This is a genomic window from Pyramidobacter sp. C12-8 (assembly GCF_002007215.1).
Lineage (GTDB): Bacteria > Synergistota > Synergistia > Synergistales > Dethiosulfovibrionaceae > Pyramidobacter.
In genome coordinates, this window is record NZ_MUHX01000004.1 from 109480 (window position 1) to 133199 (window position 23720).

27 protein-coding genes are annotated in these 23720 nt (G+C 60.6%); 7 read left to right on the forward strand and 20 right to left on the reverse strand.

Annotated features, from left to right (window positions below; genetic code table 11):
* Window position 1 precedes the first annotated feature (1 nt).
* The 13 genes from B0D78_RS02535 to B0D78_RS02595 all read right to left on the reverse strand — a co-directional run bounded on the left by B0D78_RS02535 (window position 2) and on the right by B0D78_RS02595 (window position 8875).
* Window positions 2–2011 carry an AAA family ATPase gene (locus B0D78_RS02535; protein ID WP_078015412.1) on the reverse strand — a complete coding sequence of 670 codons (2010 nt, stop codon included), beginning with the start codon at window positions 2009–2011 and terminating at the stop codon, window positions 2–4.
* Complete coding sequence (locus B0D78_RS02540) at window positions 1941–3659, reverse strand: DEAD/DEAH box helicase (protein ID WP_078015413.1); 1719 nt, start codon at window positions 3657–3659, stop codon at window positions 1941–1943. The genes B0D78_RS02535 and B0D78_RS02540 overlap by 71 nt, the downstream gene beginning before the upstream one ends.
* Window positions 3656–4702 (reverse strand): hypothetical protein, encoded by a 1047-nt coding sequence (locus B0D78_RS02545; RefSeq protein WP_078015414.1) that lies wholly within the window; start codon window positions 4700–4702, stop codon window positions 3656–3658. Before B0D78_RS02545 ends, B0D78_RS02540 begins: the two co-directional genes overlap by 4 nt.
* Window positions 4703–4713: 11 nt before the next feature.
* The gene (locus B0D78_RS02550) at window positions 4714–5271 is read right to left on the reverse strand and encodes a DUF669 domain-containing protein (protein ID WP_078015415.1); all 558 of its coding nucleotides are present in this window, start codon (window positions 5269–5271) and stop codon (window positions 4714–4716) included.
* Window positions 5272–5297: 26 nt separating this feature from the next.
* Entirely contained in the window at window positions 5298–5699 is a 402-nt protein-coding gene (locus B0D78_RS02555) for a DUF7173 family protein (protein ID WP_078015416.1), read from the reverse strand.
* The gene (locus tag B0D78_RS02560) at window positions 5700–6401 is read right to left on the reverse strand and encodes an ATP-binding protein (RefSeq protein ID WP_078015417.1); all 702 of its coding nucleotides are present in this window, start codon (window positions 6399–6401) and stop codon (window positions 5700–5702) included.
* Window positions 6386–6646, reverse strand: coding sequence for a hypothetical protein (locus tag B0D78_RS02565; protein ID WP_078015418.1), 261 nt, complete (start codon window positions 6644–6646; stop codon window positions 6386–6388). Before B0D78_RS02565 ends, B0D78_RS02560 begins: the two co-directional genes overlap by 16 nt.
* On the reverse strand, window positions 6618–6818 hold the full coding sequence (locus B0D78_RS02570) for a hypothetical protein (protein ID WP_078015419.1): 201 nt from the start codon (window positions 6816–6818) through the stop codon (window positions 6618–6620). The genes B0D78_RS02565 and B0D78_RS02570 overlap by 29 nt, the downstream gene beginning before the upstream one ends.
* Window positions 6811–7164 carry a YopX family protein gene (locus B0D78_RS02575; RefSeq protein WP_078015420.1) on the reverse strand — a complete coding sequence of 118 codons (354 nt, stop codon included), beginning with the start codon at window positions 7162–7164 and terminating at the stop codon, window positions 6811–6813. Before B0D78_RS02575 ends, B0D78_RS02570 begins: the two co-directional genes overlap by 8 nt.
* Window positions 7165–7275: 111 nt before the next feature.
* Window positions 7276–7773, reverse strand: a complete 498-nt coding sequence (locus B0D78_RS02580) for a hypothetical protein (protein ID WP_078015421.1) — start codon at window positions 7771–7773, stop codon at window positions 7276–7278.
* A 117-nt stretch (window positions 7774–7890) separates the two neighbouring features.
* Window positions 7891–8166 (reverse strand): CRISPR-associated ring nuclease Crn3/Csx3, encoded by a 276-nt coding sequence (gene crn3 / locus B0D78_RS02585; protein ID WP_205948250.1) that lies wholly within the window; start codon window positions 8164–8166, stop codon window positions 7891–7893.
* Between the two features lie 140 nt (window positions 8167–8306).
* The gene (locus B0D78_RS02590; RefSeq protein ID WP_078015422.1) at window positions 8307–8636 is read right to left on the reverse strand and encodes a helix-turn-helix transcriptional regulator; all 330 of its coding nucleotides are present in this window, start codon (window positions 8634–8636) and stop codon (window positions 8307–8309) included.
* A 29-nt stretch (window positions 8637–8665) separates the two neighbouring features.
* Window positions 8666–8875, reverse strand: a complete 210-nt coding sequence (locus tag B0D78_RS02595) for a helix-turn-helix domain-containing protein (RefSeq protein ID WP_078015423.1) — start codon at window positions 8873–8875, stop codon at window positions 8666–8668.
* Window positions 8876–9022: 147 nt separating this feature from the next.
* Between B0D78_RS02595 and B0D78_RS02600 the strand changes: the two genes are divergently transcribed.
* The 3 genes from B0D78_RS02600 (at window position 9023) to B0D78_RS02610 (ending at window position 11237) form a co-directional block, all read left to right on the forward strand.
* Complete coding sequence (locus B0D78_RS02600; protein WP_078015424.1) at window positions 9023–9727, forward strand: LexA family protein; 705 nt, start codon at window positions 9023–9025, stop codon at window positions 9725–9727.
* Between the two features lie 380 nt (window positions 9728–10107).
* Window positions 10108–10314, forward strand: coding sequence for a hypothetical protein (locus tag B0D78_RS02605; protein ID WP_168169969.1), 207 nt, complete (start codon window positions 10108–10110; stop codon window positions 10312–10314).
* Between the two features lie 92 nt (window positions 10315–10406).
* The gene (locus B0D78_RS02610; protein ID WP_078015426.1) at window positions 10407–11237 is read left to right on the forward strand and encodes a nucleoside phosphorylase; all 831 of its coding nucleotides are present in this window, start codon (window positions 10407–10409) and stop codon (window positions 11235–11237) included.
* Between the two features lie 104 nt (window positions 11238–11341).
* Here B0D78_RS02610 and B0D78_RS02615 read toward each other — a convergent pair whose 3' ends face one another.
* Genes B0D78_RS02615 through metF form a run of 3 tightly spaced genes read right to left on the reverse strand, consistent with a single transcriptional unit; the run spans window position 11342 to window position 15271 of the window.
* Complete coding sequence (locus B0D78_RS02615) at window positions 11342–13735, reverse strand: homocysteine S-methyltransferase family protein (protein WP_078015427.1); 2394 nt, start codon at window positions 13733–13735, stop codon at window positions 11342–11344.
* Entirely contained in the window at window positions 13719–14393 is a 675-nt protein-coding gene (locus B0D78_RS02620) for a vitamin B12 dependent-methionine synthase activation domain-containing protein (protein ID WP_078015428.1), read from the reverse strand. The genes B0D78_RS02615 and B0D78_RS02620 overlap by 17 nt, the downstream gene beginning before the upstream one ends.
* Window positions 14393–15271 (reverse strand): methylenetetrahydrofolate reductase [NAD(P)H], encoded by an 879-nt coding sequence (gene metF, locus B0D78_RS02625; RefSeq protein ID WP_078015429.1) that lies wholly within the window; start codon window positions 15269–15271, stop codon window positions 14393–14395. Before metF ends, B0D78_RS02620 begins: the two co-directional genes overlap by 1 nt.
* Before the next feature lie 379 nt (window positions 15272–15650).
* On the opposite strand from metF, the gene B0D78_RS02630 reads away from it, so the two are divergent.
* A complete protein-coding gene (locus tag B0D78_RS02630; protein WP_078015430.1) occupies window positions 15651–16496 on the forward strand; it encodes an AraC family transcriptional regulator in 846 nt (281 codons plus the stop codon).
* Between the two features lie 125 nt (window positions 16497–16621).
* Here the strand turns inward: B0D78_RS02630 and sdaAA are convergent, their stop codons facing one another.
* Window positions 16622–17503, reverse strand: a complete 882-nt coding sequence (sdaAA, locus tag B0D78_RS02635; RefSeq protein WP_078015431.1) for an L-serine ammonia-lyase, iron-sulfur-dependent, subunit alpha — start codon at window positions 17501–17503, stop codon at window positions 16622–16624.
* Window positions 17500–18183, reverse strand: a complete 684-nt coding sequence (sdaAB, locus tag B0D78_RS02640) for an L-serine ammonia-lyase, iron-sulfur-dependent subunit beta (protein WP_078015432.1) — start codon at window positions 18181–18183, stop codon at window positions 17500–17502. The genes sdaAA and sdaAB overlap by 4 nt, the downstream gene beginning before the upstream one ends.
* A 371-nt stretch (window positions 18184–18554) precedes the next feature.
* On the opposite strand from sdaAB, the gene B0D78_RS02645 reads away from it, so the two are divergent.
* The 3 genes from B0D78_RS02645 to B0D78_RS02650 are packed head-to-tail and all read left to right on the forward strand — an operon-like array spanning window position 18555 to window position 21384.
* Window positions 18555–20213: a hypothetical protein gene (locus B0D78_RS02645; protein WP_143521701.1), complete on the forward strand. Its 1659-nt coding sequence runs from the start codon at window positions 18555–18557 to the stop codon at window positions 20211–20213.
* Window positions 20214–20269: 56 nt separating this feature from the next.
* Window positions 20270–20617: a hypothetical protein gene (locus B0D78_RS12730; protein WP_168169970.1), complete on the forward strand. Its 348-nt coding sequence runs from the start codon at window positions 20270–20272 to the stop codon at window positions 20615–20617.
* Window positions 20614–21384: a hypothetical protein gene (locus B0D78_RS02650; protein ID WP_168169971.1), complete on the forward strand. Its 771-nt coding sequence runs from the start codon at window positions 20614–20616 to the stop codon at window positions 21382–21384. The genes B0D78_RS12730 and B0D78_RS02650 overlap by 4 nt, the downstream gene beginning before the upstream one ends.
* A gap of 106 nt (window positions 21385–21490) precedes the next feature.
* Here the strand turns inward: B0D78_RS02650 and B0D78_RS02655 are convergent, their stop codons facing one another.
* Window positions 21491–22525 (reverse strand): threonine aldolase family protein, encoded by a 1035-nt coding sequence (locus tag B0D78_RS02655; RefSeq protein WP_078015435.1) that lies wholly within the window; start codon window positions 22523–22525, stop codon window positions 21491–21493.
* 103 nt (window positions 22526–22628) lie between these two features.
* Window positions 22629–23564 carry a bifunctional enoyl-CoA hydratase/phosphate acetyltransferase gene (locus B0D78_RS02660; protein ID WP_078015436.1) on the reverse strand — a complete coding sequence of 312 codons (936 nt, stop codon included), beginning with the start codon at window positions 23562–23564 and terminating at the stop codon, window positions 22629–22631.
* Window positions 23565–23720: the final 156 nt, after the last annotated feature.

The window sequence follows — 23720 nt, forward strand, 5'->3', positions numbered from 1 at the left end:
ATCAAGAAGTTTGAATTTTCTTCACAAATTCTTTATGTTCTAATTCAGCTGTCACCCCATTTAAAAAACAAAGTCCATTTTCGACTCTGATTTTTCCGATTTCGCAGAGGTCTGATCGAGTTCTGCTGAAACATCCTCTTTTTGTATTTTCGTTGTCGCTTGCACTTCGTTCGAAAAATACTGTACGCCAATCATCAATATTCAGCCCCGCGAAATTCCCCTCCGCGTCCAGCCTCCCGAAGTGCTCCGCCGCTTCGCGGAACGTCTGCAGCCCGAACTGTTGGCTTTTCGTGAGCTTCTTTTCCTTCGGCTCGTCGCCGCCGTCGGAGCGCTCCATGACGACCGTCGTCACTGGCGAGCCGTCCTCGTCCGTCCAGCCCGGCACCGCGATCTGCATTTGTTCCAGCCAGAGATCGCTTTGCAGCTCCGCGTCCTTGCTTTTGGTCTGCCTGACCAGCACTTTCACGCTGCCGGGCTCCTTGTTGACCCACGTTTCCAGATCCATCGCGCCTTTCCACGCCGACGACCCTCGGGCACGATTCTGCGCCTCCTGCGCGACGCCCGTGTGATGGACGATCAGCACCGAACAGTGAAATTCGTTCATCAGCCGCGTGCAGGCGTCGAGAAACGTTTTCGTGTCCTTGGCCGTATTCTCGTCGCCGAACAGAAACCGGTTGAGAGTGTCCACGACAATCAAAACCGGCTTCGTCTCGTAGCGTCCGATCTCCGACACGACCCTGCCAACGCCCTCAGGCGTGTTCAAGTCCTCCGCGGAGGTACTGATCAACATCTCGGCCGAGTTTGCCCCCCTGTGGGCCATCCAGCCGGCAATGCGGGCCTTCAAGCCGATATGCCCCTCCCCCGCCAGATAGACCACCGGGCCGTGTTTGACGCGGCAGCCCTGCCAGTCGTTGATCTGCGGGCAGGCGATCGAGAGCGCCTGGTCCAGCACCACGAACGTCTTTCCCGTCCCCGAGGCGCCGAAAACCATCATCAGAGCCTCCTCCTGGACCCACCCCTTGATCAGCCATTTGATCGGCTGCGGCTTTTGGCAAAACTCGCTCAGCGGCACCAGCCATGGGTCGGGCTCTGCGTCCAGCAGTGCTTTCAGGTCGCGCCCCGCGACGGCGTAGTCGTTCGCGTCGCCGATCTCCGGCGGCACGATCACCTGCGCGCCGATCAGCCCCGCCGCCGCCTGCGCTTTTTGCTGGCCGACGCCGCTTTTGTCGTTGTCGGCCACGAAAACGATTCGTGCCTGCGGCATTTTACCGCGCAAAAACTGCCCGACTTTGGACAGGTTCCCCGCGTTGAGCGCCACCACCACGCCCGCGCCCGTAGCTTCGTGGACGCTGGCTCCCGTGGCGTACCCCTCGACGATATAGACGGCCTTCGCCGCCGCGCCCGTCGGCGGGATGAAAAAATATCCGCAGGACACCTCGCCGCCGGCGTGGAACTCCTTCATGCCGTCGGCGCTTATGTACTGCAGCGACGCCAGCCGCTCGCCGACGTAGATCGGCATGATCAGCCGCCCGTCGCCCGTCTGGCGCAGCCCGTGGCTCCTGACCCGCTTGCGGACCAGATATCCGTTCTCACCGTCGGCCTCGGCGGCTTTCTCCCAGATTTCCGCACAGAGGGCCGCGGCCTGTTCGTGCTTCTTTTTCGCCTCGGCCTCGTGCATCAGGCGCGCCCGCTCGTAGCTCAGCTCGATCAGCTCGCGTTCGGCCTGCGTCAGCGCGTGGTCGGGCGTCGCGTGCCACGCCACCGACAGGTCGCCGCGCCAGTTGCCGAAACGCCCCGCCGGCAGGTTGTCGCCGAAGAGCACGTACCAGCCCGATTTTTCGCGTCCCTTGTCGCCGGCTACGCGAAAACGGTGCGGCTTGCCATCCAGTACGACGTCCGGCGCCTCTTCGACGCCGATGCCGGCGGCCAGCATCGCCTCCTTAGCCTGCGCTTCCGGCGGCAGGCGCTTCTCCGGCGCCATCTGGTCCCAGTTCCGCGGCAGCGTCGCCATTTGCTTCCACCACCTTCCATTCGCGGCTTACGACCCGGTAGTACTTGCCTTCCCTGACGCAGTACACCTTCGCCGGAGACCGCGATTCCTCGTTCATAAGCTGCGCCAGTTCGCGCAGCTCGTCTTCATTTTTGATAACGCCCAGCGTCATGGCGTCGGGATACCTGGCGGCGATGCCGGAACACCGCATCAGATAGCGCAGCGTCTTGAATCCCTTCTGCTCGGCGAAGCCTCCGTGCATCAGGCACAGATACTCGCTGACGCTGATCGACCTGACGAAATCCCGCGAGTCGTAGTCCACCCGCAGCATCGGCAGGCCGTTCCTGGAGCTGTGCTGCACGCTCCAGAACCAGCCGCGCAGCTCCATTTCCGACGGCTCCAACCCCATGATGTCGTCGCGCCCGTGCAGCGCCATGATTTGCGGTTTCCGTTCCGGCGCGGGGAATTCGTACCCGCAGGCTGGGCAGATTTTGGCGTTCGCTGCCACGATTTCGTCGCACTCCGGGCACTTGCGCACAGGTTTTTTCTCCGCCGCGCGCTTCCTCTTGGGAATCGCCACGCTCGTGATCGGGCCGTGCGCCGCTACGTTGCCGGCGAAATCCAGCACCAGGCAGTCCGCCTTGCCCTCGGCGACGCGCATGCCCCTTCCGGCCATCTGCACGTACAGCCCCGGCGAGAGCGTCGGACGGCACATGGCCAGCAGATCGATGCCCGGATAGTCGAAGCCCGTTGTCAATACATCAACATTGGTCAGGGCTTTCAGCTGTCCCGATTTGAAATTTTCAAGGATCTCCGCGCGCTCGGCGGCGGGCGTGTCTCCTACCACCGTGGCCGTAGGAATGCCAGCCTGCCGCAGTTCGTCGCGCATGTGGAAGGCGTGCTCCACGCCTGTGCAGAAAAACAGCCAGGCTTTACGGTCTCCGGCGCGCGAAATCGTCTCTCTGACGATCTCTGCGTTGTTGGCGTCGGTGTCGACCGCCAGCTGCAGCTCGCTTTCGACATATTCGCCGCCGCGCTTGTGGACGCCTTCGACGTCCAGCGTCTTCGCCGGCAGTTTCGACCGCAGCGGCGCCAGGCTCCCCCCCGCCACCAGCTCGGCGATCGTCACCGGTTCGATCAGCCCGTCGAAAATGCGGTTCTCGCCCTCGGTGATCAGCCCGTGCCCGAGGCGGTAGGGCGTCGCCGTCAGCCCGACGACCCGCAGCAGCGGATTCCGTTCTTTCAGGTCTTTCAGCAGCGAGCGGTACATGCCGCTGTCGCTGTGGTTGATCAGATGCGCTTCGTCGACAATAGCCAGGTCGATCTTGCCGCATTCCTCCGGACGCCGCCAGATCGACTGGATACCGGCCACCGTGATACGGTCCACGTCTCTATGGTTCAGCCCCGCCGAGTACAGCCCGACGGGCGCGTCCGGCCACGCCTGCACGATCTTGTCGGCGTCCTGGGAAAGCAGCTCCTTGACGTGCGAGAGGATCAGGATGCGGCTGTCCGGCCATTGCCGCAGGATGTCCTCGCACAGCGCCGCGATGATCCACGACTTGCCGCTGCCCGTGGGGGCGACGATACAGGGATTGCCCGCGTTGCGCGCCAGCCAACCGTAGAGCATGACGATGGCGCGCTGCTGGTAATCCCGCAGCTGGGGGATCAAAACGGCGCGTCCGTCTGGTCTGCCGCGGCGACTCGCACGCCCCGCAGCAGATCGCCAGTGGAGATCGAGCCGGGGCCGGACCCGTTCAGCACTTTAACGCCGTCGATCTCGTACAGCGCGCAGCGCCCTTCGCCGTCCCCGCCGAGGAACTTCCACGGCGTCAGGTCGGGATGCAGCGCGTGCGACGCGCACGCTGCGAGCTGTCCGTCGGGATCGACGGCGCAGCCCAAAAACTCGCATTTCCAGCGCGAGTCCGCAAGCGGCGTGGAGTGGGCGCAGGTGCGGCAGTTGACGCATTCCGGTGCGATGAGGTGCGTCATGTGGCAAAACTCGTGCGCCGGGCACATACGGCATTGATACCACGTCGGATCAGCCGAGAGGGGCGGCGGCATCCGCTCCGAAAGAGCGATCCGCTTGCCGCGTTCGACGATCTCGTACGCCGCCTGGGGATTGTAGTGGATCCTCTCCGTGTACATCTCGTCGTTGTCCTTGCAGACGGCGACGTACAGCGCCCGGTTGATTTTCGTGCCCATCATGTAAACCTGCATCTGACACCAGTGCCGGCGCTTCGCTTCGAATACGCCAACCCGCTTCAGTTCATTGAAGCTTTTGAGGTTGTGCGTCTTAAATTCGGCGACGTGGCGCGCCGCAGGGGCTTCGGGCACGCCGCCTTCGATGATGCCGTCAACGGAGCCGGAGACGTGGGAGCCGAAATCGACGCGCGACTGCCCGTCCTCGTCGAGGCATGTGCTGTGGATCTTGATGCCGATGCGGCGCAGGTTGAGCACGATGGATTCTTCTTCACGCCGGCCGCGGTCGAACAGACGCAGCATGCGGCCGCTGAACTTTTCCCGCACCGCCCAGCGGAACGACAGCCAGAGCCAGCGTTCGCAGGGATGGCCGAGCAAAGAAGCCCCGAGATGAGGTCGGGGCTTCTCCTGCTGGTCTTCCCACCAGGCGTCGATGAGGCTCTGCGTCGTCGTGGCAGGCTCGCCGCCATTCCAGCCGCCCGCCACAATCCGCGGTTCGGACAGAGCCGTCATGGCTCTGCCCTCTATTTAAACCACGACTGTCCGGGGGGGACGGGCGAGGGCTCGGGAGCCGCCTGACGGCCGAACGCCTGGCTGAACGTACCGGCGCTTGGGACGTTCGCCGGCGTCGACATGGGCGTGACGCCGGGCATCGCCCCGGTCCCGGGAGCATTGACCGGCTTGTAGTGGCTGACGCGGTTCTGGTCGTCATACTGCGGGTCGTCGCTCTTGTCGACGGTCACGCGGGCGCTTACCGTCGCGCCGACCAGCTGGTCCGTATCCATGAGAGGTTCGGCCACGCCTCCGGCGACGACCAGCGCCTTGAGCTGGCTGACGCCGATCCGTTCAGCCTCCGGCGAGGCGTTGCGGATGTTGAAGTTGGTGAAGATTTTTCGCCCTTCGTACTTCGGCCCCATTACCGTAAAAGCTACCTTGATGTACTGCCCCGAGCCGTTTTTGGTGTTTTTCAGCTCCGTCTCCGACACCTGAAGGATATAGTCGCCCGGAGGGATCGGGTCGAAACCGCTGTTGGCTTCCGCCGTCTGGAACGCCTGAGTGAAACGCTGATCGAGAATTGCCATTGTGATGACCTCCTAAAAATTATTAGTTATTTTTTGTTGGGGATGAGTTCGACCGCGAACGACGCCTTGCCGGGCGTGCGTTCGATGGCTGGGGACAGTACTTTGATGGTTTCCGGATCGGCTTCGTCCCAGGCCGCCTTCGCGATCTCCGGCTTCCAGCGGAACAGCGTCTGCAGCTGGGCGTCCAGCCCGTTTTCGCGCGCCAGATCCTTCAGTCTGTCGGCGTCGATTTTGACGTTCATGCGGCGCGAGACATTGACTTTGTAGTTCCCGACCTTGTTGGTCATGGAGCCTTCCCAGCTGTCGGGCATGCCGATGGCTTTCGCCATCTGGTTCTCGAGTTCCATCCGGTGTTCCTTGGCTTTCTTTTCGGCGTTTTGCGCCTCGTAGAGTTTTATCGTGAGGGAAATAATTTCCGTCGATTCCATTTACTGTTCCTCCTGTGCGGGGGCGGCCGCGCGCCCCGAGATTTTTTCGATCACCGCGCCGAGGTCGGCGGGTTCCCACATCGACAGCCGGCTGGAACGGTCCTTCGCCAGCCAGAGCGGATCGCTCTGGCACTGCAGCGCCCTTTGCACGGCGCCGTCCTTGTCGGTGATGACCCGCAGCGCCAGCACCTCATCGAAAAAATACGGCAGCTGCTGGCTGAGGGTCTTGCCCGGCATCGATGGGGCGTAGAGCATCGTCCCCGTGTCCGTGGCGGTTTTGTCCATCTTGGCGCTGAAATAAACGTGCCGGTTCGGCAGGTCGCGGAAGGAGCGGATCACCTTCGCCATGATGTCGTTCATTTCGCCGTAGGCGGCGCGGCCGTCTTTCAGGCCGATCTTGGAGGCGCTCAGCACCACCTCCGCGATTTCGCTGATGGAATCCAGCGCGATCGTCCGGAACTGCCGCCCCTCTTGCGACTGGGTAAGGAACGTCAGTGCCTCGCCCAACTCGTCGAGATTGTGGATCTCGATGTAGGGGATGTCGCTGTCCTGCAGCGAGAGCAGGCCGCCCTCGGCGGAGAGGATGATCGGTTGGGGGGCCGTCTTGATGAGCGTGGTCTTGCCCGCGCCCGCCTGTCCGTACACTAGGATCTTCACGCCGCTTTGGGCGTAGGTTTGAGTGCTTTTCAGGCTGATGGACATTCGCTTGCCTCCTCTTGGGGGTCTATTTTGATTCTGATCTGGGAGTCGTTTTCGTCGTCAAAGTCATAAAACTCAGACAGCGGTATGTCGGTCAGTTTCTTATTCCTCACGACTCGGCCGAAACCGTTGCAGTGGTAGCATTTGAGTTTCGCTCCAAATTCGTTGTAGTTAAAGCCTTTTCCTTTGCAGTCCGGGCAAAGTGCGATTTTCATAACGTCAGTGTCGAAATCTTTCTTGTATTCCATTATTTTTCCTCCATTCTTCATCCCCGGCGTATTGATCCGCCAGGTACAGTTCATATTCTTCGCGCGCCTCGCGCATATCAGCTTCGATGGCGCGCTTGCCGTCCGGCGTCGCGTCCTCGTACACGTCGTTCAGCTCGTCCTCGGTGAGGGCGGAGAGGTCGAGGTTAGGCATTAGGGCGCTCCTGCTCCAGCAGTTCGGGGTTTTCGTAGGTATTGCCGATGACGACGGGCTTGCCCACCGCGCATATCCAAGAAAGCGCCCTTTCGTACTTTTCTCGTTGAAACCGCACCACGTACCGCGCCTTCTCGTCGCAGTACGCGACGTATCCATGAGCGTTTTTTCCGGGCATACGCTCAAAATCTAGGATATCGCCTTCGTAGATCTCTTGACCTTTGCTGTCTTTCAGCTCCGTGTACTGACCGACACTTTCCGGGGGTATAAAATCACTCATATGTAATTCGCTATACAACCATTTATTTTTTTTCGTCGAAAAACCTCGACACTTACGCACTGTCATGCTGATACCTCCGTTGTGTTATAATCAGAGGCGAGGACTTCAGTCTTCGCCTGTTCTGTGAGCCGTTCTGCCCGCCAGCAGAGCGGCTCTGCTTTTTTTGCGCTCATGCCGCTACTCCTTGTCGTAGTACTTCTCCCAGTCCTCGGGCTCGTCCGATGTGCCAAGCAGGTGTTCATGGCCGGCGTAGGGGATACACTGTTTCCACGCATTATTTACGCACTCGTGAGGAAACCGACTGTCCTTGATGTATCTGCCAAACACGTTGGCTCGCCATGCCTCATCATCAGTGTCTCTCATGAGCACCCGTTCGAATGGCTCGAATCGATACTTTTCCGGCTTTAGCTCTTCCGCAGGTTCGAGGACAAAGAATGGAAAGGCATAAAACGGAGAACTGTGCTCGCTTATGGCCAAACAGATGCCTTGTGCGAAGCGATTGTCTTTCACTCGCACGGTTCGCCCTACGAGCGCATTCATTTCAGACATCCAGGAATTGTTCCAACCGCTTTCATGGCTTTTGGCAGCTCGCGCCACCTTCACCCAGCTGCCCTCCTTGACTCCTGTGGCATTGAGCCACATTTCCTGTAAGCGCGCGTACTCATCGTTAGTCATTTTTCCCGTCTCCTTTCCCAGTCGTCATCCCAGCAGCGCCTCCAGCGCCATCCGCAGCACCTCCCACCATCTCAGTCGCCGCCCGTAGCGCGACTCTGGGCCGTAGAGAGTCATCGTCTACGCGTCCGTCAGCGGAGCGACGTCGATGATGTCGCCCTCGCAGTACTCAGTCGTGTGCGAGGCCACGACCACCGCGCCTAGCCTTGGGTCATACACAGCCACCGCCGACGCCAGCCCGTGCAGTTTGTGAAAGGCCATGCCGTACCGCCAGATCGGCGCGCGCCCTTCGATGATCACCAGCGCCCCGCGCGGGATCTCCGGAAGCTCCGGGAGCGGTGTCTCCGGCGTGACCGTCCCTGCTCCAATGCAGTACCAGATGTTTTTCATATCCATTTTTAGCTCCTCTTTCTTTTCCACAACGCGCTTACTACCCAGTAAGCCGCAATCATGACGCCAGCCACAGCCAGCGACTCCACAAAGATCTCGCACATGATCCGATTAAGCTCTGTGTCCATGTGCCCTCGCCTCCTCTCCTACTCTTGCAGTTTGCCCCGAGACTCGATGACCTCATGCATAAACGCCGAGAACTCGCGCTCGGGGATCACCCTCTTGCCCTGCCATATAAACCCCTCGGGCAAGTGCCCGTCAGTCGCCAGCCTGTCCGCTGTTGGCCGGCTGATTCTCAGCGCCTCGCAGACTTCGCGGCGGTCGATCAGCCGCTCGTACTCGTGTTTCTGTTTATTCATGGCGGCCAGCTCGCTCCGCAGCGCCTGCACTTCTTTTAAGAGGCTGTTTACTATCGCCGGAAGCGTCGCCGCCATCTCCGCTATCGCGCCCAGATCGAGCATCCCGGATGCCGCCATTTTTGCAGTGTCCTCCTTTCTTGCCTCTGCTACTCGCCGGGGCTTTTTTCGTCTGCACCCAGCAGCTCGTTAGGAGTGCAGTGATAAATTTGTGCAAGGTTCCTGATTTGTTCCAAAGACGGCTCTCGTTTCCCAGTTTCCCAACGAGACAAAGTATTCGCCCCCACACCAATGATCTTTGCTACGTCATAAAGTCTCTTAAACCCTGCTTTTATACGCATTTGTTTTAGATTGAGCACTGGATCACCTCCTGTCTTCACGAAAATAGTTTATCCCAATTTGGTAAAATGTCAAGGGCATAAATACCGATTCGGGAAATATATTATCCCGAAACGACAAATGCACTTTTATACCAAATTGGTACAATTCATTAAGGAGGGATCGTTATGTTGGGCAAAAACCTTGAAAAAATTCGAGAAACCGCAAAATTATCTCGCCGGGAATTAGGACAACTTATTAATGTGGGGCAAAATACAATTTGGCGTTGGGAACACGGAGAACGAGAACCCAGCCTAGAAAAAATTCAAGCTCTTGCAGTTGCGCTTAATGTTTCAGTTTCTGATTTGATGGACCGCGAAGAACAAAAAACCGCGCCCTTCCCGAAGGAAGAGCGCGTTGAGATTGTTGAACACTATGGAATGAACGGCAGCATTAAAGTGCCCGTATATGAAGATTTTATGTCCGCCTGCGCGGGAATGGGAGCGGTGTCGGTGGAAGGTGTCGTAAGAGAAGAGCTTGAAATCCCTGTGTGGCTACTGGGCGGCCAATATTCCACGGAGCCGGGAGAAAGCCCGTTTATTGTACGCATCAGCGGTGACTCCATGGAAGAAGCTGGCATTCCCGACGGCTGTCAGGTTTTAGTGAATCCCATTGCCGAAGCGGATAACGGAGACGTTATTATCGCGGAACTTGACGGTGACTGGATGGTGAAATGGATCTACTGGAATCGTCATTGTGATGGAGGGGAATTGCGTTCCGCTTCCCTTAAATACCCCGTTAAGAGATTTACTAAGGAAGACGTTGAAACTGGACGGTTCAGATATGTAGGCAAAGTGTGCCGTGGGATGACGATTCCCAGAAAAGGAGAGTAGTCTATTTATAAACACCAAATGGGGATATTAAATTTTTTAATTGCCTGTGCGTCAGTTGTTTCAGGAATAGGCAGTATTTATCTCTTATTAAATGGAACAAGACTTACATTTTTTGCGGTCATATTTAATTTGCTTATGGCTATCCGCAAAGGAAGAAAAGAATTTGAGAATAAAACAGAGCTTTTGTCTAACATTATCGTTTATTATTGTTTTTACTCTCTTCTATCACTTCATGCTCTTTCTCACGTTACTTATTCAGAGTCTAATGTTTGGGAATTTTTTCTTATGCTATTACCAGTATCCCCTTGCTATTTTTAAAACAAGAATTTATTAAATCCAAAGGAGGCAGTCCCATGAAAAAGTTCCTGTTTATCATCTGCGTGGTATTAGGTTTTGCAGGCACGGCGTTTGCTCAGGACACCTACGTCAACGGCTATTACCGCAAGGACGGTACCTACGTCCAAGGACATTACAAATCCCCGAGCAATGATTATTTTTATGACAACTATTCCAGTTCCGGAAACCGCAACCCCTACACCGGGGAAAAAGGTTACAAGAAATACCCCAAGAATCCCTATGGGTATTAAAGCCGACTCTCGCGGCTTCCGCGTAGGGCAAAAATCTTCCACACAATCTCTTGAGTGCCCTAAACAGTGTCCTAAACGAGGTGGATATAACTATGGTGAACGCATGGAAATCCAGCGCCGACGCGCCGGAGATGGAGGGGCGGCAGTACCACATCCAGTGCGCGCCCGGCGACGTGGCGCCTTATGTGCTTCTGCCCGGCGATCCCGGCCGCGCCGACGTGATCGCCGCAACGTGGGACGAGCGGCGTTTCGTCGCCGGCAATCGCGAGCACCGCACGTTCACGGGGACGACCGGCGGCGCGCCCGTTTCCGTCACTTCCACGGGCATGGGCGGCCCCTCGACTGCCATCGCCGTGGAAGAATTGCTCCGCGTCGGCGCCGACACGTTCATCCGCCTCGGCACCTGCGGCGTCATCCAGGAAGACATCGCCTGCGGCGATCTGATCGTCAACACGGCGGCGGTGCGTCACGACGGGGCCAGCAACCTGTACGTGGAAGACCGTTACCCGGCCTCCGCCGATCACGAGGTGACGCTGGCGCTGATCGAGGCCTGCGAGGAACTCGACCTGACGTATCACGTGGGGCTCACCTGCTCCACCGGCTCGTTCCACTGCGGTCAGGGGCGCCCCGGTTACCGCGGCTACCGGCAGTCGTTCTTCGAAAACGTCGTCGAGGACCTACGCCGCGCCCGCGTGCTCAATTTCGAGATGGAGGCGGCCACGCTCTTCACGATGGGCAATCTGTACGGCTTCCGCAGCGGCTGCCTCTGCGTGGCCGTGGCCAACCGCGTCACCGACGAGATGGTCTCGTCGCCGCTCGAACCGGCCATGGCCGCCTGCAACCGGGCGATCCAGATCCTCTGCGTCCGCGACGCGAAAAAACGCGCCGCCGGCAAAAAATACTGGACGCCGCGGCTCGGGTAAAAGGCGCGGCGCGAGCGCCGCCCGTCGAATTTTTTCCGCACGTCGCCGCCGGCAAAAGCAATCAAAAAGGGATCTGAACTCATGCCGAGCTCAGATCCCTGTTTTTATTTTTGCGACAGAAACTCTTCCGCCGCGCGGACCGTCTCCATGGCGTCGCGGGCGTAACGGTCGGCGCCGACGTGGCGGGCCAGATCGGGCGTGAGCACCGCGCCGCCGACGATGACGCGCACTTCCGGACACTCGCGCCGCAGCGCGGCGATCGCTTCTTTCATGCTGGCGACCGTGGTAGTCATCAGCGCGCTGAGGCCGACCACCGCAGCCCCCGTCTCCTTGACGGCGGCCACGATGGCATCCGCGGACACGTCCTTGCCAAGATCGATCACGTCGAAATTGTAATTTTCCATGATCACCTTGACGATGTTCTTGCCGATGTCGTGCACGTCGCCGTAGACCGTCGCGACGATGACTTTGGGACCGCTGCGGGGGACGCCGCTCTGACCGCCGGCCAGCACGGCCTTCACCACTTCGAGGGCCGCCTTCGCGGCGTCGGCCGATTTTATCAGCTGCGGCAGATAGATTCTCTGCGCCTCGTAATCGCGCCCCACGGCGTCGAGCGCGGGGATCAGCGTTTTCTCGATGATCTCGAGCGGCGGCCGTTCTTTGACGAGCTCGGCCGCGCAGGCGCGGGCTTCGTCTTTCAGACCGCGGGCGACCGCTTCGCCGAGGCCGCCGGAAAACTTTCCCCGATCCGAAACGGCGGCGGCACGCGGAGCGGACGCCGTCTCTTCGGGATTGGCGGCGCAGTAATCGATATATTCTTTGGCGTCGCGGTCCTGAGCGCTGAGCACCCGCCAGGCGGCCAGCGTCTCCTGCACGTTCCTCTCGCCGGGATTGACGATGGCGGCGCTGAGTCCGTTCGCCAGCGCCGCGGCCAGCATCGTCCGGTTGATCAGCGGGCGGCGCGGCAGGCCGAAGGAAACGTTGCTCACGCCCAGCGTCGTTTTGACGGCAAGGCGCTCGCCGACCAGGCGCACGGCCTTGATCGTTTCCAGCGCCAGATCCTGCTGCGCGGAGGCGGTCAGCGTCAGACAGTCGATAAAAACGTCGTCTTTGGGGATGCCCAGCGCCGCGGCGCGGCCGACGATTTTCCGCGCCACGGCGAGCCGCGCTTCGGCGGTCGGGGGGATGCCGCCGTCGTCAAGGCAGAGGCCAAGCACGCAGGCGCCGTATTTTTTCGCCACGGGCAGCACGGCGGCGAGGCTGGACTCTTTACCGCTGACGGAATTCAGCAGCGGCTTTCCCGCGTAACGCCGGGCGGCCGCTTCCAGCGCCGCGGCGTTGGCCGAGTCGAGCTGCAGCGGCAGATCGACGGCGCCCTGAAGCTCCGTGACGACTTCCCGGAGCATGGCCGGCTCGTCGACGTCGGGCAGTCCCACGTTGACGTCGAGCACCCCGGCGCCTTGTTCTTTTTGCTTCTGCGCCTCGAGCACGACGTAGTCGAGATCGTGCTCGTACAGCGCCTGTTTGAGTCGCTTCTTGCCCGTGGGATTGAGGCGCTCGCCGATGACCACGCTGCGATCGAACGGCTCGACGCGCGTGGCACTGCATACGCCGCGCAGAGGCGTGACCTTGCGCGGACGCAGGCGGCGGTTTCCGATCGCGTCATTGGCGGCAGCCAGAAATTCCGGCGTGGTGCCGCAGCAGCCGCCGACAAAAGCCGCTCCCCAACCGACGAACTGCCCGAGCCAGTCCGCGAACTCGGCGGGGCTCACGTCCCATCCGGAAACGCCGTCGCGCACGACCGGCAGGCCGGCGTTGGGCTGGACGATGACCGGCACTCGCGAACGAGCGGTCAGTTTTTTCACGATCGGCGCCAGCTGCGCCGGCCCCAGCGAACAGTTCACGCCCAGTCCCGACAGGCCCAGCCCCTCGAAAGTCATGATCATGGCTTCCACGGGCGTGCCGAAAAACGTGCGTCCGTCCTCCTGAAAGCTCATGGTCAAAAACACCGGCTTGTCGCTGTTCTCCAGCGCCGCCAGCGCGGAAGCCTTCGCCTCCAGCAGATCGGTGAAGGTCTCAAGCAGGATGCCGTCGCACAGTTCCGCGCCGGCGCGCACCTGACGGGCCACCGATCCGTAGATCTCGTCGAAATCGGCGTCGCCGACGGGAGCCATGGCGCGCCCCGAAGGGCCGATGTCGAGCAGGATCCCTTTGCCGGAAAAAGCGTCCGCGGCGCGGCGCGCGATCTTCGCGGCCGCCTCGATGACCTGTTCCGTTTCATACCCCGTTCCCTCGAGCTTGTACGGATTGGCGCCGAACGTGTTGGTCTGCACAAAATCGCTGCCGGCCGCGAAGTATTCGCGGTGGATCGACTCGATCAGTTCCGGCCGGCTCACGTTCAGGCTTTCGGGAATCTCGCGGAGCTTCAGGCCTTTTTTCTGAAGCATCGTGCCCATGGCGCCGTCGAACATGACGACATGATCAAATTCTTTCATCATGGCAGAAACCGCCCTCTCTTCTGTATTGGCAGGCCGCAAAGGAGCAGTCGTCGCAGCCGCGCCGCCGCCGTTCCGGTACGCTGGAAATCCCGATCAGCGCCGTCACCGACTTGATGGGGATCATCATGCCCTGCCGCGTCATCGTCAGGCCGATGCGGCGTTCCGCATCGACAAGCCGGAGCAGGTCGCCGGAAAATTGCATGGGAACGTCGCCGTAACCGGGGCTGAAGCGCCGCGTCAGGTACTCGCCTTCGCGCAGCGTTTCCCCGACTTCGTCTTCGATCTCGTCGCAAAGCGAATCGGCCCGCACGGACGCGCAGGCGTCAAGGCACAGCGCCCGGCTCATGCTGCCGCGGCCGAGAAGCTGCGTGCGGCGATCGACTTCCGGTCCCAGCGTCACCGCCATGACGACGCAGGAACGGCAGTTTTTGAACAGCCGGGACAGATCGCGCGAGACGCACTCCACCGAACCGTCCCCCAGCGCGATGCCGCGCTCCCCGACCGTCAGCGGGAAACGTTTCCAGACTTTGCGCGGATGCGCGCAGCCGCCCAGCTCCGCGAAACCGGCGCGCGCCATTTCCAACACTTCCTCGCGCCCCCGATCAGGCACGCGGAGATAGCGCAACGCTTCTTCCAGCTGTCTGCGCGTCGGCTCCATCAGGATCTCTTCACCCGCAGCGAATAAAGGATGCCGTGGATATTCTGGGCGATCTGGCGGGTGACGCCGGCCTTGTTCATGCTGTAAATGTGAATGCCCTCCACGCCCGACGCGAGCAGATCGACGATCTGCGACGCCGCGTAAGCGATCCCCGCTTCCCGGACGGCTTCGGCGTTATGGCCGTAGGCGTCTACAAAGCGCCGCACTGCCGGCGGGATCGAAGCGCCGCACAGGGAGACCACTTTGTCCAGCATGCTGGCCTGGGTGATCGGCATGATACCGGCGATGATCGGGACGTTGACACCGGCTTTCTGCGCCAGATCGCGAAAACGATAAAAATCGTCGTTGTTCAGAAAGAGCTGAGTGATCAGCGCGTCCACGCCGGCGTCGACCTTCTCCTTCAGATGGGCGATATCGGCTTCCAGCGAAGGCGCTTCGGGATGTTTCTCCGGATAACAGGCCCCCAGCACGCGAAAATCGTAATTTTTCTTGATGTGAGCCACAAGTTCCGCCGCGTGCTTGAAGTAACCGTCCCCGAAATCCGCGTCGGCACGGCGGTCGCCGCGCAGCGCCAGGATCGTGCGCACGCCTTTTTCTTTCAGCTCCGCCAGCAGCGCGTCGGTCTGTTCCAGCGAACTGCCCACGCAGGTCAGATGAGCCACGGCGGGCAGCATGTAACGGTTCTGGATCGTGGAGGCAATTTCGATCGTGTTGTCGCGGTTCGAACCGCCCGCGCCGTACGTGACGCTGATCAGATCGGGACGCAGGCTGGCCAGCGCGTCTACCGTGTCGTAAATCGACTCCAGACTGCCGGTCCTCTTCGGGGGAAAGATTTCAAAGGAGAAATTGGGAAGCATCTCTTCAAAAGCGTTGTTCATTCGGACACGACTCCTTTTACCTCAAATTTCCATAAAAAAACAGCCGCCCTGTTCACGACAAGACGGCTGCAAAATTTTCTCGCCCCAGCGGCTTATCGCTGTCAGCAGGACCACCACGTCCGCACGACGCGGACAGGTTGGCGCAGGATCGTTGAGCTGACTCTCTCCCCTGACTCTGGATAAAGGAAAACCGATTATTCGGATTTTTGGATAGTATCACAGAATACCGATGGGCGCAAGAGCCTGTTTGCTCGACAACGGGTTAAAATGATGGAGACGAATGATGTTCTAAATCAGCGGCCGATACTTTTTTTGTACGGGAAATATAGGGTATTCGCCAGAGAACTCGGCTAAAATATGTGTCGTAGGGGGGCGTGCCATGCAGATGATAAGAGCGTTCAACGAAACCATACGCTATATCGAAAGCGTATTGGGCGGCGAAATCGACGAAAGCAGAGTCACCTGTCTGTCAAGTTATTCCTACGCCATGTTCAGCAGATTGTTTTCTATTTTGACAAATATGACGCTGTCGGAATATATACGGCTTAGGAAGCTGACGAAGGCCGCCGTGGAGATCAAGGAAACAAGCGGCAAAATCATAGATATTGCCATGAAATACGGCTACGAATCATCAAATTCCTTTACGAACGCTTTTAAGAATTTTCATCGCGTCACGCCTACGCAAGTACGAAACGGGGAAGCATACCGGGTGTTTTCTCCCATTCAATTAACGCTCAGCATAAGAGGAGGAAAAAGCATGGATGTGAAAATCCAAAAGAAAAGCGGATTTGCCGTGGCCGGAGTCAAATTGGAGAATATCGATTCGGCCTCCTGCCCGGCGGTTTGGGATCAACTGCTCGCAAAGTGGAGCCACGAAACTCTTTCCCGCCTGGGGAACGGTCAAAGCTATGGGATGTGCTTTGACATGAAAAATGGGAACAAGATCAACTATATGGCCTGCTACCATGTCAACGACATCCCCAAGGCACGGGAAATGGGACTGGAGGTCGTAGAGATCAAAGAAGCTGAATATGCCGTTCTGTCATTGGAGGGAGCGATTCCCGACTGCATTCACGAAGGGTGGAAATACGCCATGGAAGTGTTCTTGCCGGAACAGGGATACATGCACGCGGGAACACCTGATTTTGAAGTATATTTTAAGGGCGATATGTACAGTCCGGGGTACACGATGGAACTGTGGATTCCCATCGCCAAAAAGGAATAATCAAAAATCAAGAGGGCGACAGCCAAAAGCGCTGCCGCCCTCTTTCCATCGTTGAAAACGTATTGTGGACGAAGAGCATCGAACATGGGCTTTTCGCCCGGGGAACTGGATTCTTTCCGAGCGTTTCAGGCGAGAGCCGCTCCCGCTTCCGCGCGGTTCTCGTTCAGCCTCTTCGTCAGCGCCTTGCCCGTGGGCGTCAGCGCGCAGCCGCCGCGGGCCGTTTCCCGCAGCGAGGGCGGCAGAGCGCGGCCGACGTCGCCCATGGCGTCGATCACCTCGTCGGGCGGGATGATCGAGCGGATCCCCGCCAGCGCCATGTCGGCGGCAATCGCGCCGATGGAAACGAGCGTGCCGTTGCGCTTGACGCAGGGCGATTCCACCAGTCCCGCCACGGGATCGCAGGCCAGCCCGAGGATCGACTTGAACGCCAGCGCCACGGCGTGGGCGCAGGCTTCCGGCGAGCCGCCTTCCATGTGGCAGAGCGCGGCCGCACCCATGGCGGCCGCCGCGCCGCACTCGGCCTGACAGCCGCCGGAAGCGCCCGCCAGCGTGGCGCGCTGGGAGACGATCTCGCCCACCGCCGCGGCGACAATCAGCCCTTCCAGAAGTTTTTCGTCGCCGCCATGCCGCGTTTCCTGCCAGGCAAAGAGCAGTCCCGGCAGAATGCCGCAGCTGCCGGCCGTCGGCGCGGCGACGATGCGCCCCATCGAGGCGTTGCAGGTGCCCAGCGCCACGGCGATCTCGCTGGCGCGCCAGACCAATTCGCCCGACATCGGGGCGCGCCGCAAAGCCGCGTATTTGTCCTTGTCGTCGCCGATCAGCTTCGGCTGCCAGCGCCCGGCCAGCGCCGCGGCGACCGTTTCGCGCAGCACCTCGAGGCGCGCGCGCAGACGCGAACGCAGCGCGGCTGCGTCGATCATCTGCTCTTCGGCGTCCATGGCGAGGACGGCTTCCGGCAGCGAGCCGCGCTCGCCGGCGCGGACGACCAATTCTTCAAGGGATCTCATGCGGACGCTCCTTCCTCGGCGCTTTTCAGCAGGATCACGCGCCGGCAGGCGGGAACGATCGTCCGGATCCGCTCGTCCAGATCGGCGGGAACGGCGCCGTCGAGGACGAACACGAAAACGGCCATGCCGCCGCGCACGCGGCGTTCCATCTCCATGCGCGCCACGTTCAGCCCCAGGCGGAAAAATTCGCCGGTGATGGCGGAGACGACGCCCGGCTGGTCACGGTGCATGACGATCAGCGCCGGCTGATCGAACGGCACGACCATGGGGAAACCGTCGACGGCGCGCAGTTCCACGGCGCCGCCGCCGATGGAAGCGCCGACGACCTCGCACTGTTCCGCGCCGTCCGACATGACGACGCGCACGGAATTGGGATGCGCGCCGTCGATCTCTTCCGTGTCGAAAGAAAAATCCAGCCCTTCCGCGCGGGCGACCTCAAACGATCTGGGAATGCGCAGATCGTCGGGCCGCATGCGCAGCAGGCCGGCCACCAGCCCGCGGTCGGTGCCGTGCCCCCAATAAGTGGCGGCGAAGGAACCGCGCAGGAACAGTTTAGCCGCGTGCAGCGGACGCTCCCATCCCCAGAGACGCCGCGCCAGCATGCCGATCCTGACGGCGCCGGCGGTATGGCTCGAGGACGGCCCGATCATCACCGGGCCGACAATATCCAGTAACGACATCTCGATCGACTCTTCCTTAAAGGATGATAAAAATCAGCGGCCGCCCGTTCGCGGAGAGCCGCCCGCGAGACTTTTCCGAAAGGGAACGCCTCGCCGGATAGCGTGACATTTTACCACAGCGCCATGGTCCCGTCAAAAATACGCGGCGCGGCGTTTTCAAAAATGCGCTTGATTTCGGAAAACATTTTCATTATATTGAATCCATCCTATTCGTGTTGACTATCTGCCATAAAAGGAGCGATCGCATGTCTTTCATATCGTACCGAACAACGCCGCTGCTTCTCGCCGCCGCGCTGTGAGCCGTTCCCGCCGGGGCGGTGACCACGGCGCAGCTGGTTTCGCCTTTTTTCAAGGAAGAAAGCCGGCTCTCCATGAGCTGCGAGAACGTGAAAGCGCTTTTCAACGACGGAGCAAGGCCGCTGGAACGGATTTTCAGCAAAGCGGCGGCCGCCGCCATGGAACTGGACGAAGACCCCGATTTCCGCGAACTGGTCCTGCACGCCGGCAGCGTCGAAGGCCGGTGGCGCTACGACGTCGGCGCGCGGAGCGTCGGCGCGGGAGTTTTCGCCGTCGAACTGGACGACGGATTTCAGCTGCCCTTCGGGAGCGAAACCTTTCCTCTTCATCTGAACGCGGCGCCTCCGGGGACCACGCTTGAGACGTTGGCGGTGGCCGGTTCCACGGAGTCGCCCGTCTATATCGCGCTGCTGACGCGCGGCGGGCAGCGCTTCATCGTCGGCGCTTCGGACGATTCCACCCTGCTCGAAACGATGGCCGCCGTGCCGGATACCGAGCCGCTGGAGCCGAAGCACGCGCCGGCGCCCATAGGATTTGCCTTTTTCGTGCCGCCGTCGCAGCTGCCGCTCCTGTTCGGACAGAGAAACCTGCCCGGCAGGTTCCTTAAGGCTCCTTTTGCGTTCGAAGTGGGCATCAGCGACACCGAGCGTTCGCTGCGCGCCCGGCTGTGGAGCAACGCAAGCGGGACCGGGGCGTTCGAAGCCGCCAATGGCAGCGCCGTTACTCGTCCGGGATACGTGCTCCCTCCCGTTCAGGAAAAGCCGTTTCTTGTCGGCGGCGGACCGCTGCTGGCGCTGCTGAGCGTTGAAAAACTGCTGCCCAGCGAAGACGCTCTGGACAGATCGCTGCGCCAGAAGCTGCTCCCCGCGCTGGAAAATTTCGGTCTGACCATGAGCGATCTGGCGGAAGCGCTGCGCGGCCGCATCACCATCGCCGTATCAGGGAGATCCAGCGGGCTGCTGGGGTCTTATCCCGGTTTTTACATCCATCTGAGCGGCGCCAACCGGCGCGTCTGCGATCTGCTGTTGGGGCTTCTCCAAAAGCAGACTGAATCCCGCGCCGCCGCCAAGACCGAGCCGTTCGCCCAAGGACAGTGGAAAGGACTGCGCCTGTCGAACAATCTGCTCTTTTCCGGCTACGCCGCTTCGTCGCCGCGGGGCTTCATCGCCGCTTTTCAGGACAGCGCCGAACTGGAACGGACGCCCTCGCCGGCCGACGACATCCGGAACGCGCTGGACAAGCCCGGCTATTTCGCCTTCAGTTTGGATCTCCCCGCCCTCAGGACCGAGCTGAAAAAACTGATCGACCGGTTCGGTTCGCCGGACATGGACGACGAACGACGCCGCGCCGCCGAAGAGACCGTCGACGCGATGGACGCTTTCGGCGTCTTCAATATCACCATGACCGGCCTCGACGGCGCCGACGCCGAACTGTTCGTCAGGGAACCCCAGTTCAGCCGTCTGCTTGAGCGGAAAATGCGCGAAGGACGGAGAGCCCCCGCCGACGGAGAAAAGTCCACAGGCCCCGATGCCGCCCCGGAGCAGAGGCAAGAAGAAGCTCCCGGACCAGACGCCGGCATCAGAGCGCGCTCCGGGCGCCAGGTCCACCGGGTCGTCGGCAACGCCGCCGTGGAATCACCTCTTCGGGTGAGGCGCGGACATCACGAAACGGTTATGATATTTTCAACGGCGAAAACGTCCCCCCGCGGCGATTGTGGAAATCTTTGCGCCTGATGTAATGAACACAAGGGATTGATTTTAAATTTTTATTGCAAGAGAGTGACTTTATCATGAAAGAGGCAAGGACCGCCGCGCTGGCCGCGGCGGCGCCCGAGGCCGATCAGGATCCGCCTCGGCTCCCGGTGCCGGAAATCAGTCCCGAGGGACCGAACCTGAAAGTCGCGATGGATTTGCTGGAGCAGATGCACGATATCCGCCGTCCGCTGGCCGTCGGCACGGTCTTCAAAGACCCCTCCATGGAATTCGCCCTCAGGAATTTCCAGGTCTACACGACGGCGCGCAATTGTTCGACGAGCGGACCGCCATCCGCGACACGGCCCGGAACGTTCAGCGCGTCAAGGAAATCATCGAGGCCTACGATATTTACGTCAAAAAATCTGGCCTCACACAATATATGAACCAGCTCGTCACCAGCATCATGGCCAACAGCATCGTGCTGCGCGCCAACCGGCTCCACGAGTCTTTCGAGTGGTTTCGCAAGTACGACGCGGAGTACGCCGAGACGCTTAGAGAGTACAACGCCGCCTACCGCGCTTTTCTCTCCATGGTGGAATCGCTGCGCGGCGGGCAGGGGATTTCCGGCCGTGCCTCCCGCAGCGGCGCGTACCCGAACAATTATCTTTTCAACGACGTGCTGCTTTATTCCGGCCTCGCTCAATACGTCAACGTCGACGGCAAACGCGCTCGCAGCGGCATCGCCAACCTCGCCCGCATCATCGACAATCACGTCATGGCCGTCAGCGACGCCAAGCTGAAAGAATATGAAGAGTCCTTCGCGGAGCTGGATCGGCAGCAAAAAGCCGCCAGGAGTTTCTACGACAAGGCCGTGGACGCCGTGTCGAAACTGCCCGGCGCCGACGCGCTCGGCACCATAGGCGTGGACGACTCTCAGATCCTCGACAACGTCGATAGACTGGCCGCACAGGCGATCGCCGAGATCGTCGTCCTGCGCGACCCCGAACTGACCCCGCTGCGCACGAACAAGAACGTCGCCCCCGACGCCTTCAAGGTCGATCCCTCGTACAGCTCCACCGGCGGCCCCGCATACGCGCGCAAGGTGCGCCGTTCCGTCGAGGAGCTGCGCGCGATCTGGAACGGCATGGTCGGCCGGCTCGACCAGCAGCACCGCGGCGATCCCGGCTGGCACAGGATGCACGCCGATTAGAAAAGCCGCAAGTTTTTTCGATATATCGCAAAAAAGACGCCGCCTCGATCATCGTTTCGAGGCGGCGTTTTGTGTTCCACGTGGAACATTGTGCCGGCAAAATTCTCTACGATCCGGCGATGTCGGCGGCGAGCGCGCGAACGTCTTCTTCCCTGGTCGCCCAGCTGGTGCAGAAGCGCACGGCCTCGCGACGTTCGTCGATTTTCGCCCACGGCGAATAAGCGTACTTCTCGCCGAGTTTTTTCAGCGCTTCGACGGGAACGATCGGGAACTGCTGGTTCGTCGGCGACTCCATCAAAAATTCCCAGCCCTTGGCGCGGCAGGCGTCGCGGATCAGCATGGCCATGCCCACGGCGTGGCGGGAAATTTTCAGGTACAGATCGTCCGTAAAGAGCGTTTCGAACTGCACGCCCAGCAGGCGTCCCTTGGCAAGCATGGCGCCGCGCTGTTTTTCGATGTAACGGAAGTCTTCCTTCAGCGCCTCGTTGGCGATGACCAGCGCCTCGCCGAACAGCGCGCCGACTTTGGTGCCGCCGATGTAAAAGGCGTCGGTCAGGCGGGCGACGTCGGCCAGCGTCAGGTCGTTGCCCGCGGCCGCCAGACCGTAGCCCAGGCGCGCGCCGTCCATGTAAAGGAAAAGATTCTTTTCGCGGCACAGATCGTGCAGCGCCGTCAGCTCGGCCAGGCTGTAGATCGTGCCCAGCTCGGTCGGGTTGGAGACGTAGACCAGCTTGGGCTGGGCCATGTGCTCGTGGGTGGCGTCGTCCCAATGGTTTTCGACGACGGCGCGCACCTGGGCGGCCGAGATCTTGCCGTCCGTCCCGGGCACGGCGATCACCTTGTGCCCGGTCGCCTCCACGGCACCGCTTTCGTGCACGTTGATGTGCCCGGTGTCGGCGCAGACGGCGGCCTGGTGCGGGCGCAGCGCCGCGGCGATCATGACGAAGTTGGCCTGTGTGCCGCCGACGAGGAAATGCACGCCCGCCTCCGGCGCGGCGCAGGCGGCTCGGATCAGCGCGGCGGCGCGTTCGCAGTGCGCGTCCTCGCCGTAACCGGGCGTCTGCTCCATGTTGGTGCGGACCAGGGCTTCGAGAAGAGAAGGATGGCAGCCCTCGCTGTAATCGCAGTTGAAACGGATCATATCGGTTCCTCCTTGCGCGGAGAAAATTTTGTTCCGAATCCCAAAAGAGCCGCCCGACGCGCGGCGTCGAACGGCTCGGAAAGCGCGGCGGGGCGCGCGGGAATTACTTTTTGAGGCTGTCGGCGAAGACGACGGCGGCGGCCACGGAAAGCAGCTTGGTACGGGGCGAATCGGCGCGGCTGGTGAGCACGATGGGAGCGGCGGCGCCGATGATCAGGCCGGCCGTTTCGTTCTCGGAGAAATAAACGATGGCCTTGAACAGGGCGTTGCCGGCCTCGATGTTGGGCGCGAGCAGGATGTCGGCTTTGCCGGCCACGGGCGAGTCGATGCCCTTGATCTGGGCGGACTTTTCGCTGACGGCGTTGTCGAGGGCGAAGGGGCCGTCGACGATGCAGCCCTTGATCTGCTTGCGGTTGTTCATGGCCGTCAAAGCGGCGGCGTCGAGCGTGGCGGGCATGTCGGGGTTGACTTCCTCGACCGCGGCCAGACAGGCGACCTTGGGGCACTCGATGCCGAAGGAATGGGCCAGCTGGACGGCGTTGCGGATGATGTCGGCCTTCTGGGCCACGTCGGGATACATGTTGAAAGCGGCGTCGGTGACGAAGAACAGATGGTCGTAGCCCTTGATGTGGTGGAAGAAGCAGTGGGAGATCGTGTTCTTGCCGCGGCGCAGGCCCACTTCCTTGTTCAGCATGCCGCGCAGGAAGTTGGCGGTGTGCAGCTGCCCCTTCATGTAGATGTCGGCCTTGCCGGAGGAAACTTCGGTGACGGCCTTGATCGCCATTTCCGCCTCGCTGGCGGAGCACTCGATCACGTTGTAGTCGGCCAGATCGGCGCCGGCGGCCTTTGCGGCGGCCTCGATCTTGGCGCGCTCGCCGGTGAGGGTGAACCTGGCGATGCCGGCCTTGCGGGCGTCTTCCATGGCCTCGAACAGGCCGGGATCGTCGGCTTTGGCGACGGCGATGCATTTGGGACCTTTGGCGGCGGTGATCTGCTTGGCGTAATCCAGAAGCGCGCTCAGACTGCGAAGCTGTTCCATAAAAATTCCTCCTTGGATGATTTGCGCCACAGGAGAAAAGACCTCCAGCGCGATTTTATGCCTTGATTATACACTCGGCGGCAAAAGATTGAAAGGCGAAAGTCAAAATCATTCCCTCGACGGTCTGCCGCAAAAAATTCCATATTGTGCGTTTCG

Excerpts from the sequence above, each read along its gene's own strand:
- B0D78_RS02590 (WP_078015422.1), bottom strand. The coding sequence starts at position 8,636 with ATGGCGGCATCCGGGATGCTCGATCTGGGCGCGATAGCGGAGATGGCG.
- B0D78_RS02610 (WP_078015426.1), top strand. The coding sequence starts at position 10,407 with ATGGTGAACGCATGGAAATCCAGCGCCGACGCGCCGGAGATGGAGGGG.
- B0D78_RS02565 (WP_078015418.1), bottom strand. The coding sequence starts at position 6,646 with ATGGAATACAAGAAAGATTTCGACACTGACGTTATGAAAATCGCACTT.
- B0D78_RS02580 (WP_078015421.1), bottom strand. The coding sequence starts at position 7,773 with ATGACTAACGATGAGTACGCGCGCTTACAGGAAATGTGGCTCAATGCC.
- crn3 (WP_205948250.1), bottom strand. The coding sequence starts at position 8,166 with ATGGATATGAAAAACATCTGGTACTGCATTGGAGCAGGGACGGTCACG.
- sdaAB (WP_078015432.1), bottom strand. The coding sequence starts at position 18,183 with ATGTCGTTACTGGATATTGTCGGCCCGGTGATGATCGGGCCGTCCTCG.
- B0D78_RS02600 (WP_078015424.1), top strand. The coding sequence starts at position 9,023 with ATGTTGGGCAAAAACCTTGAAAAAATTCGAGAAACCGCAAAATTATCT.
- B0D78_RS02655 (WP_078015435.1), bottom strand. The coding sequence starts at position 22,525 with ATGATCCGTTTCAACTGCGATTACAGCGAGGGCTGCCATCCTTCTCTT.
- B0D78_RS02645 (WP_143521701.1), top strand. The coding sequence starts at position 18,555 with ATGAGCTGCGAGAACGTGAAAGCGCTTTTCAACGACGGAGCAAGGCCG.
- B0D78_RS02570 (WP_078015419.1), bottom strand. The coding sequence starts at position 6,818 with ATGCCTAACCTCGACCTCTCCGCCCTCACCGAGGACGAGCTGAACGAC.
- B0D78_RS02550 (WP_078015415.1), bottom strand. The coding sequence starts at position 5,271 with ATGGCAATTCTCGATCAGCGTTTCACTCAGGCGTTCCAGACGGCGGAA.
- B0D78_RS02615 (WP_078015427.1), bottom strand. The coding sequence starts at position 13,735 with ATGATGAAAGAATTTGATCATGTCGTCATGTTCGACGGCGCCATGGGC.
- B0D78_RS02545 (WP_078015414.1), bottom strand. The coding sequence starts at position 4,702 with ATGACGGCTCTGTCCGAACCGCGGATTGTGGCGGGCGGCTGGAATGGC.
- B0D78_RS02630 (WP_078015430.1), top strand. The coding sequence starts at position 15,651 with ATGCAGATGATAAGAGCGTTCAACGAAACCATACGCTATATCGAAAGC.
- B0D78_RS02660 (WP_078015436.1), bottom strand. The coding sequence starts at position 23,564 with ATGGAACAGCTTCGCAGTCTGAGCGCGCTTCTGGATTACGCCAAGCAG.
- B0D78_RS12730 (WP_168169970.1), top strand. The coding sequence starts at position 20,270 with ATGAAAGAGGCAAGGACCGCCGCGCTGGCCGCGGCGGCGCCCGAGGCC.
- metF (WP_078015429.1), bottom strand. The coding sequence starts at position 15,271 with ATGAACAACGCTTTTGAAGAGATGCTTCCCAATTTCTCCTTTGAAATC.
- sdaAA (WP_078015431.1), bottom strand. The coding sequence starts at position 17,503 with ATGAGATCCCTTGAAGAATTGGTCGTCCGCGCCGGCGAGCGCGGCTCG.
- B0D78_RS02620 (WP_078015428.1), bottom strand. The coding sequence starts at position 14,393 with ATGGAGCCGACGCGCAGACAGCTGGAAGAAGCGTTGCGCTATCTCCGC.
- B0D78_RS02650 (WP_168169971.1), top strand. The coding sequence starts at position 20,614 with ATGAACCAGCTCGTCACCAGCATCATGGCCAACAGCATCGTGCTGCGC.
- B0D78_RS02560 (WP_078015417.1), bottom strand. The coding sequence starts at position 6,401 with ATGTCCATCAGCCTGAAAAGCACTCAAACCTACGCCCAAAGCGGCGTG.
- B0D78_RS02555 (WP_078015416.1), bottom strand. The coding sequence starts at position 5,699 with ATGGAATCGACGGAAATTATTTCCCTCACGATAAAACTCTACGAGGCG.
- B0D78_RS02535 (WP_078015412.1), bottom strand. The coding sequence starts at position 2,011 with ATGGCGACGCTGCCGCGGAACTGGGACCAGATGGCGCCGGAGAAGCGC.
- B0D78_RS02575 (WP_078015420.1), bottom strand. The coding sequence starts at position 7,164 with ATGACAGTGCGTAAGTGTCGAGGTTTTTCGACGAAAAAAAATAAATGG.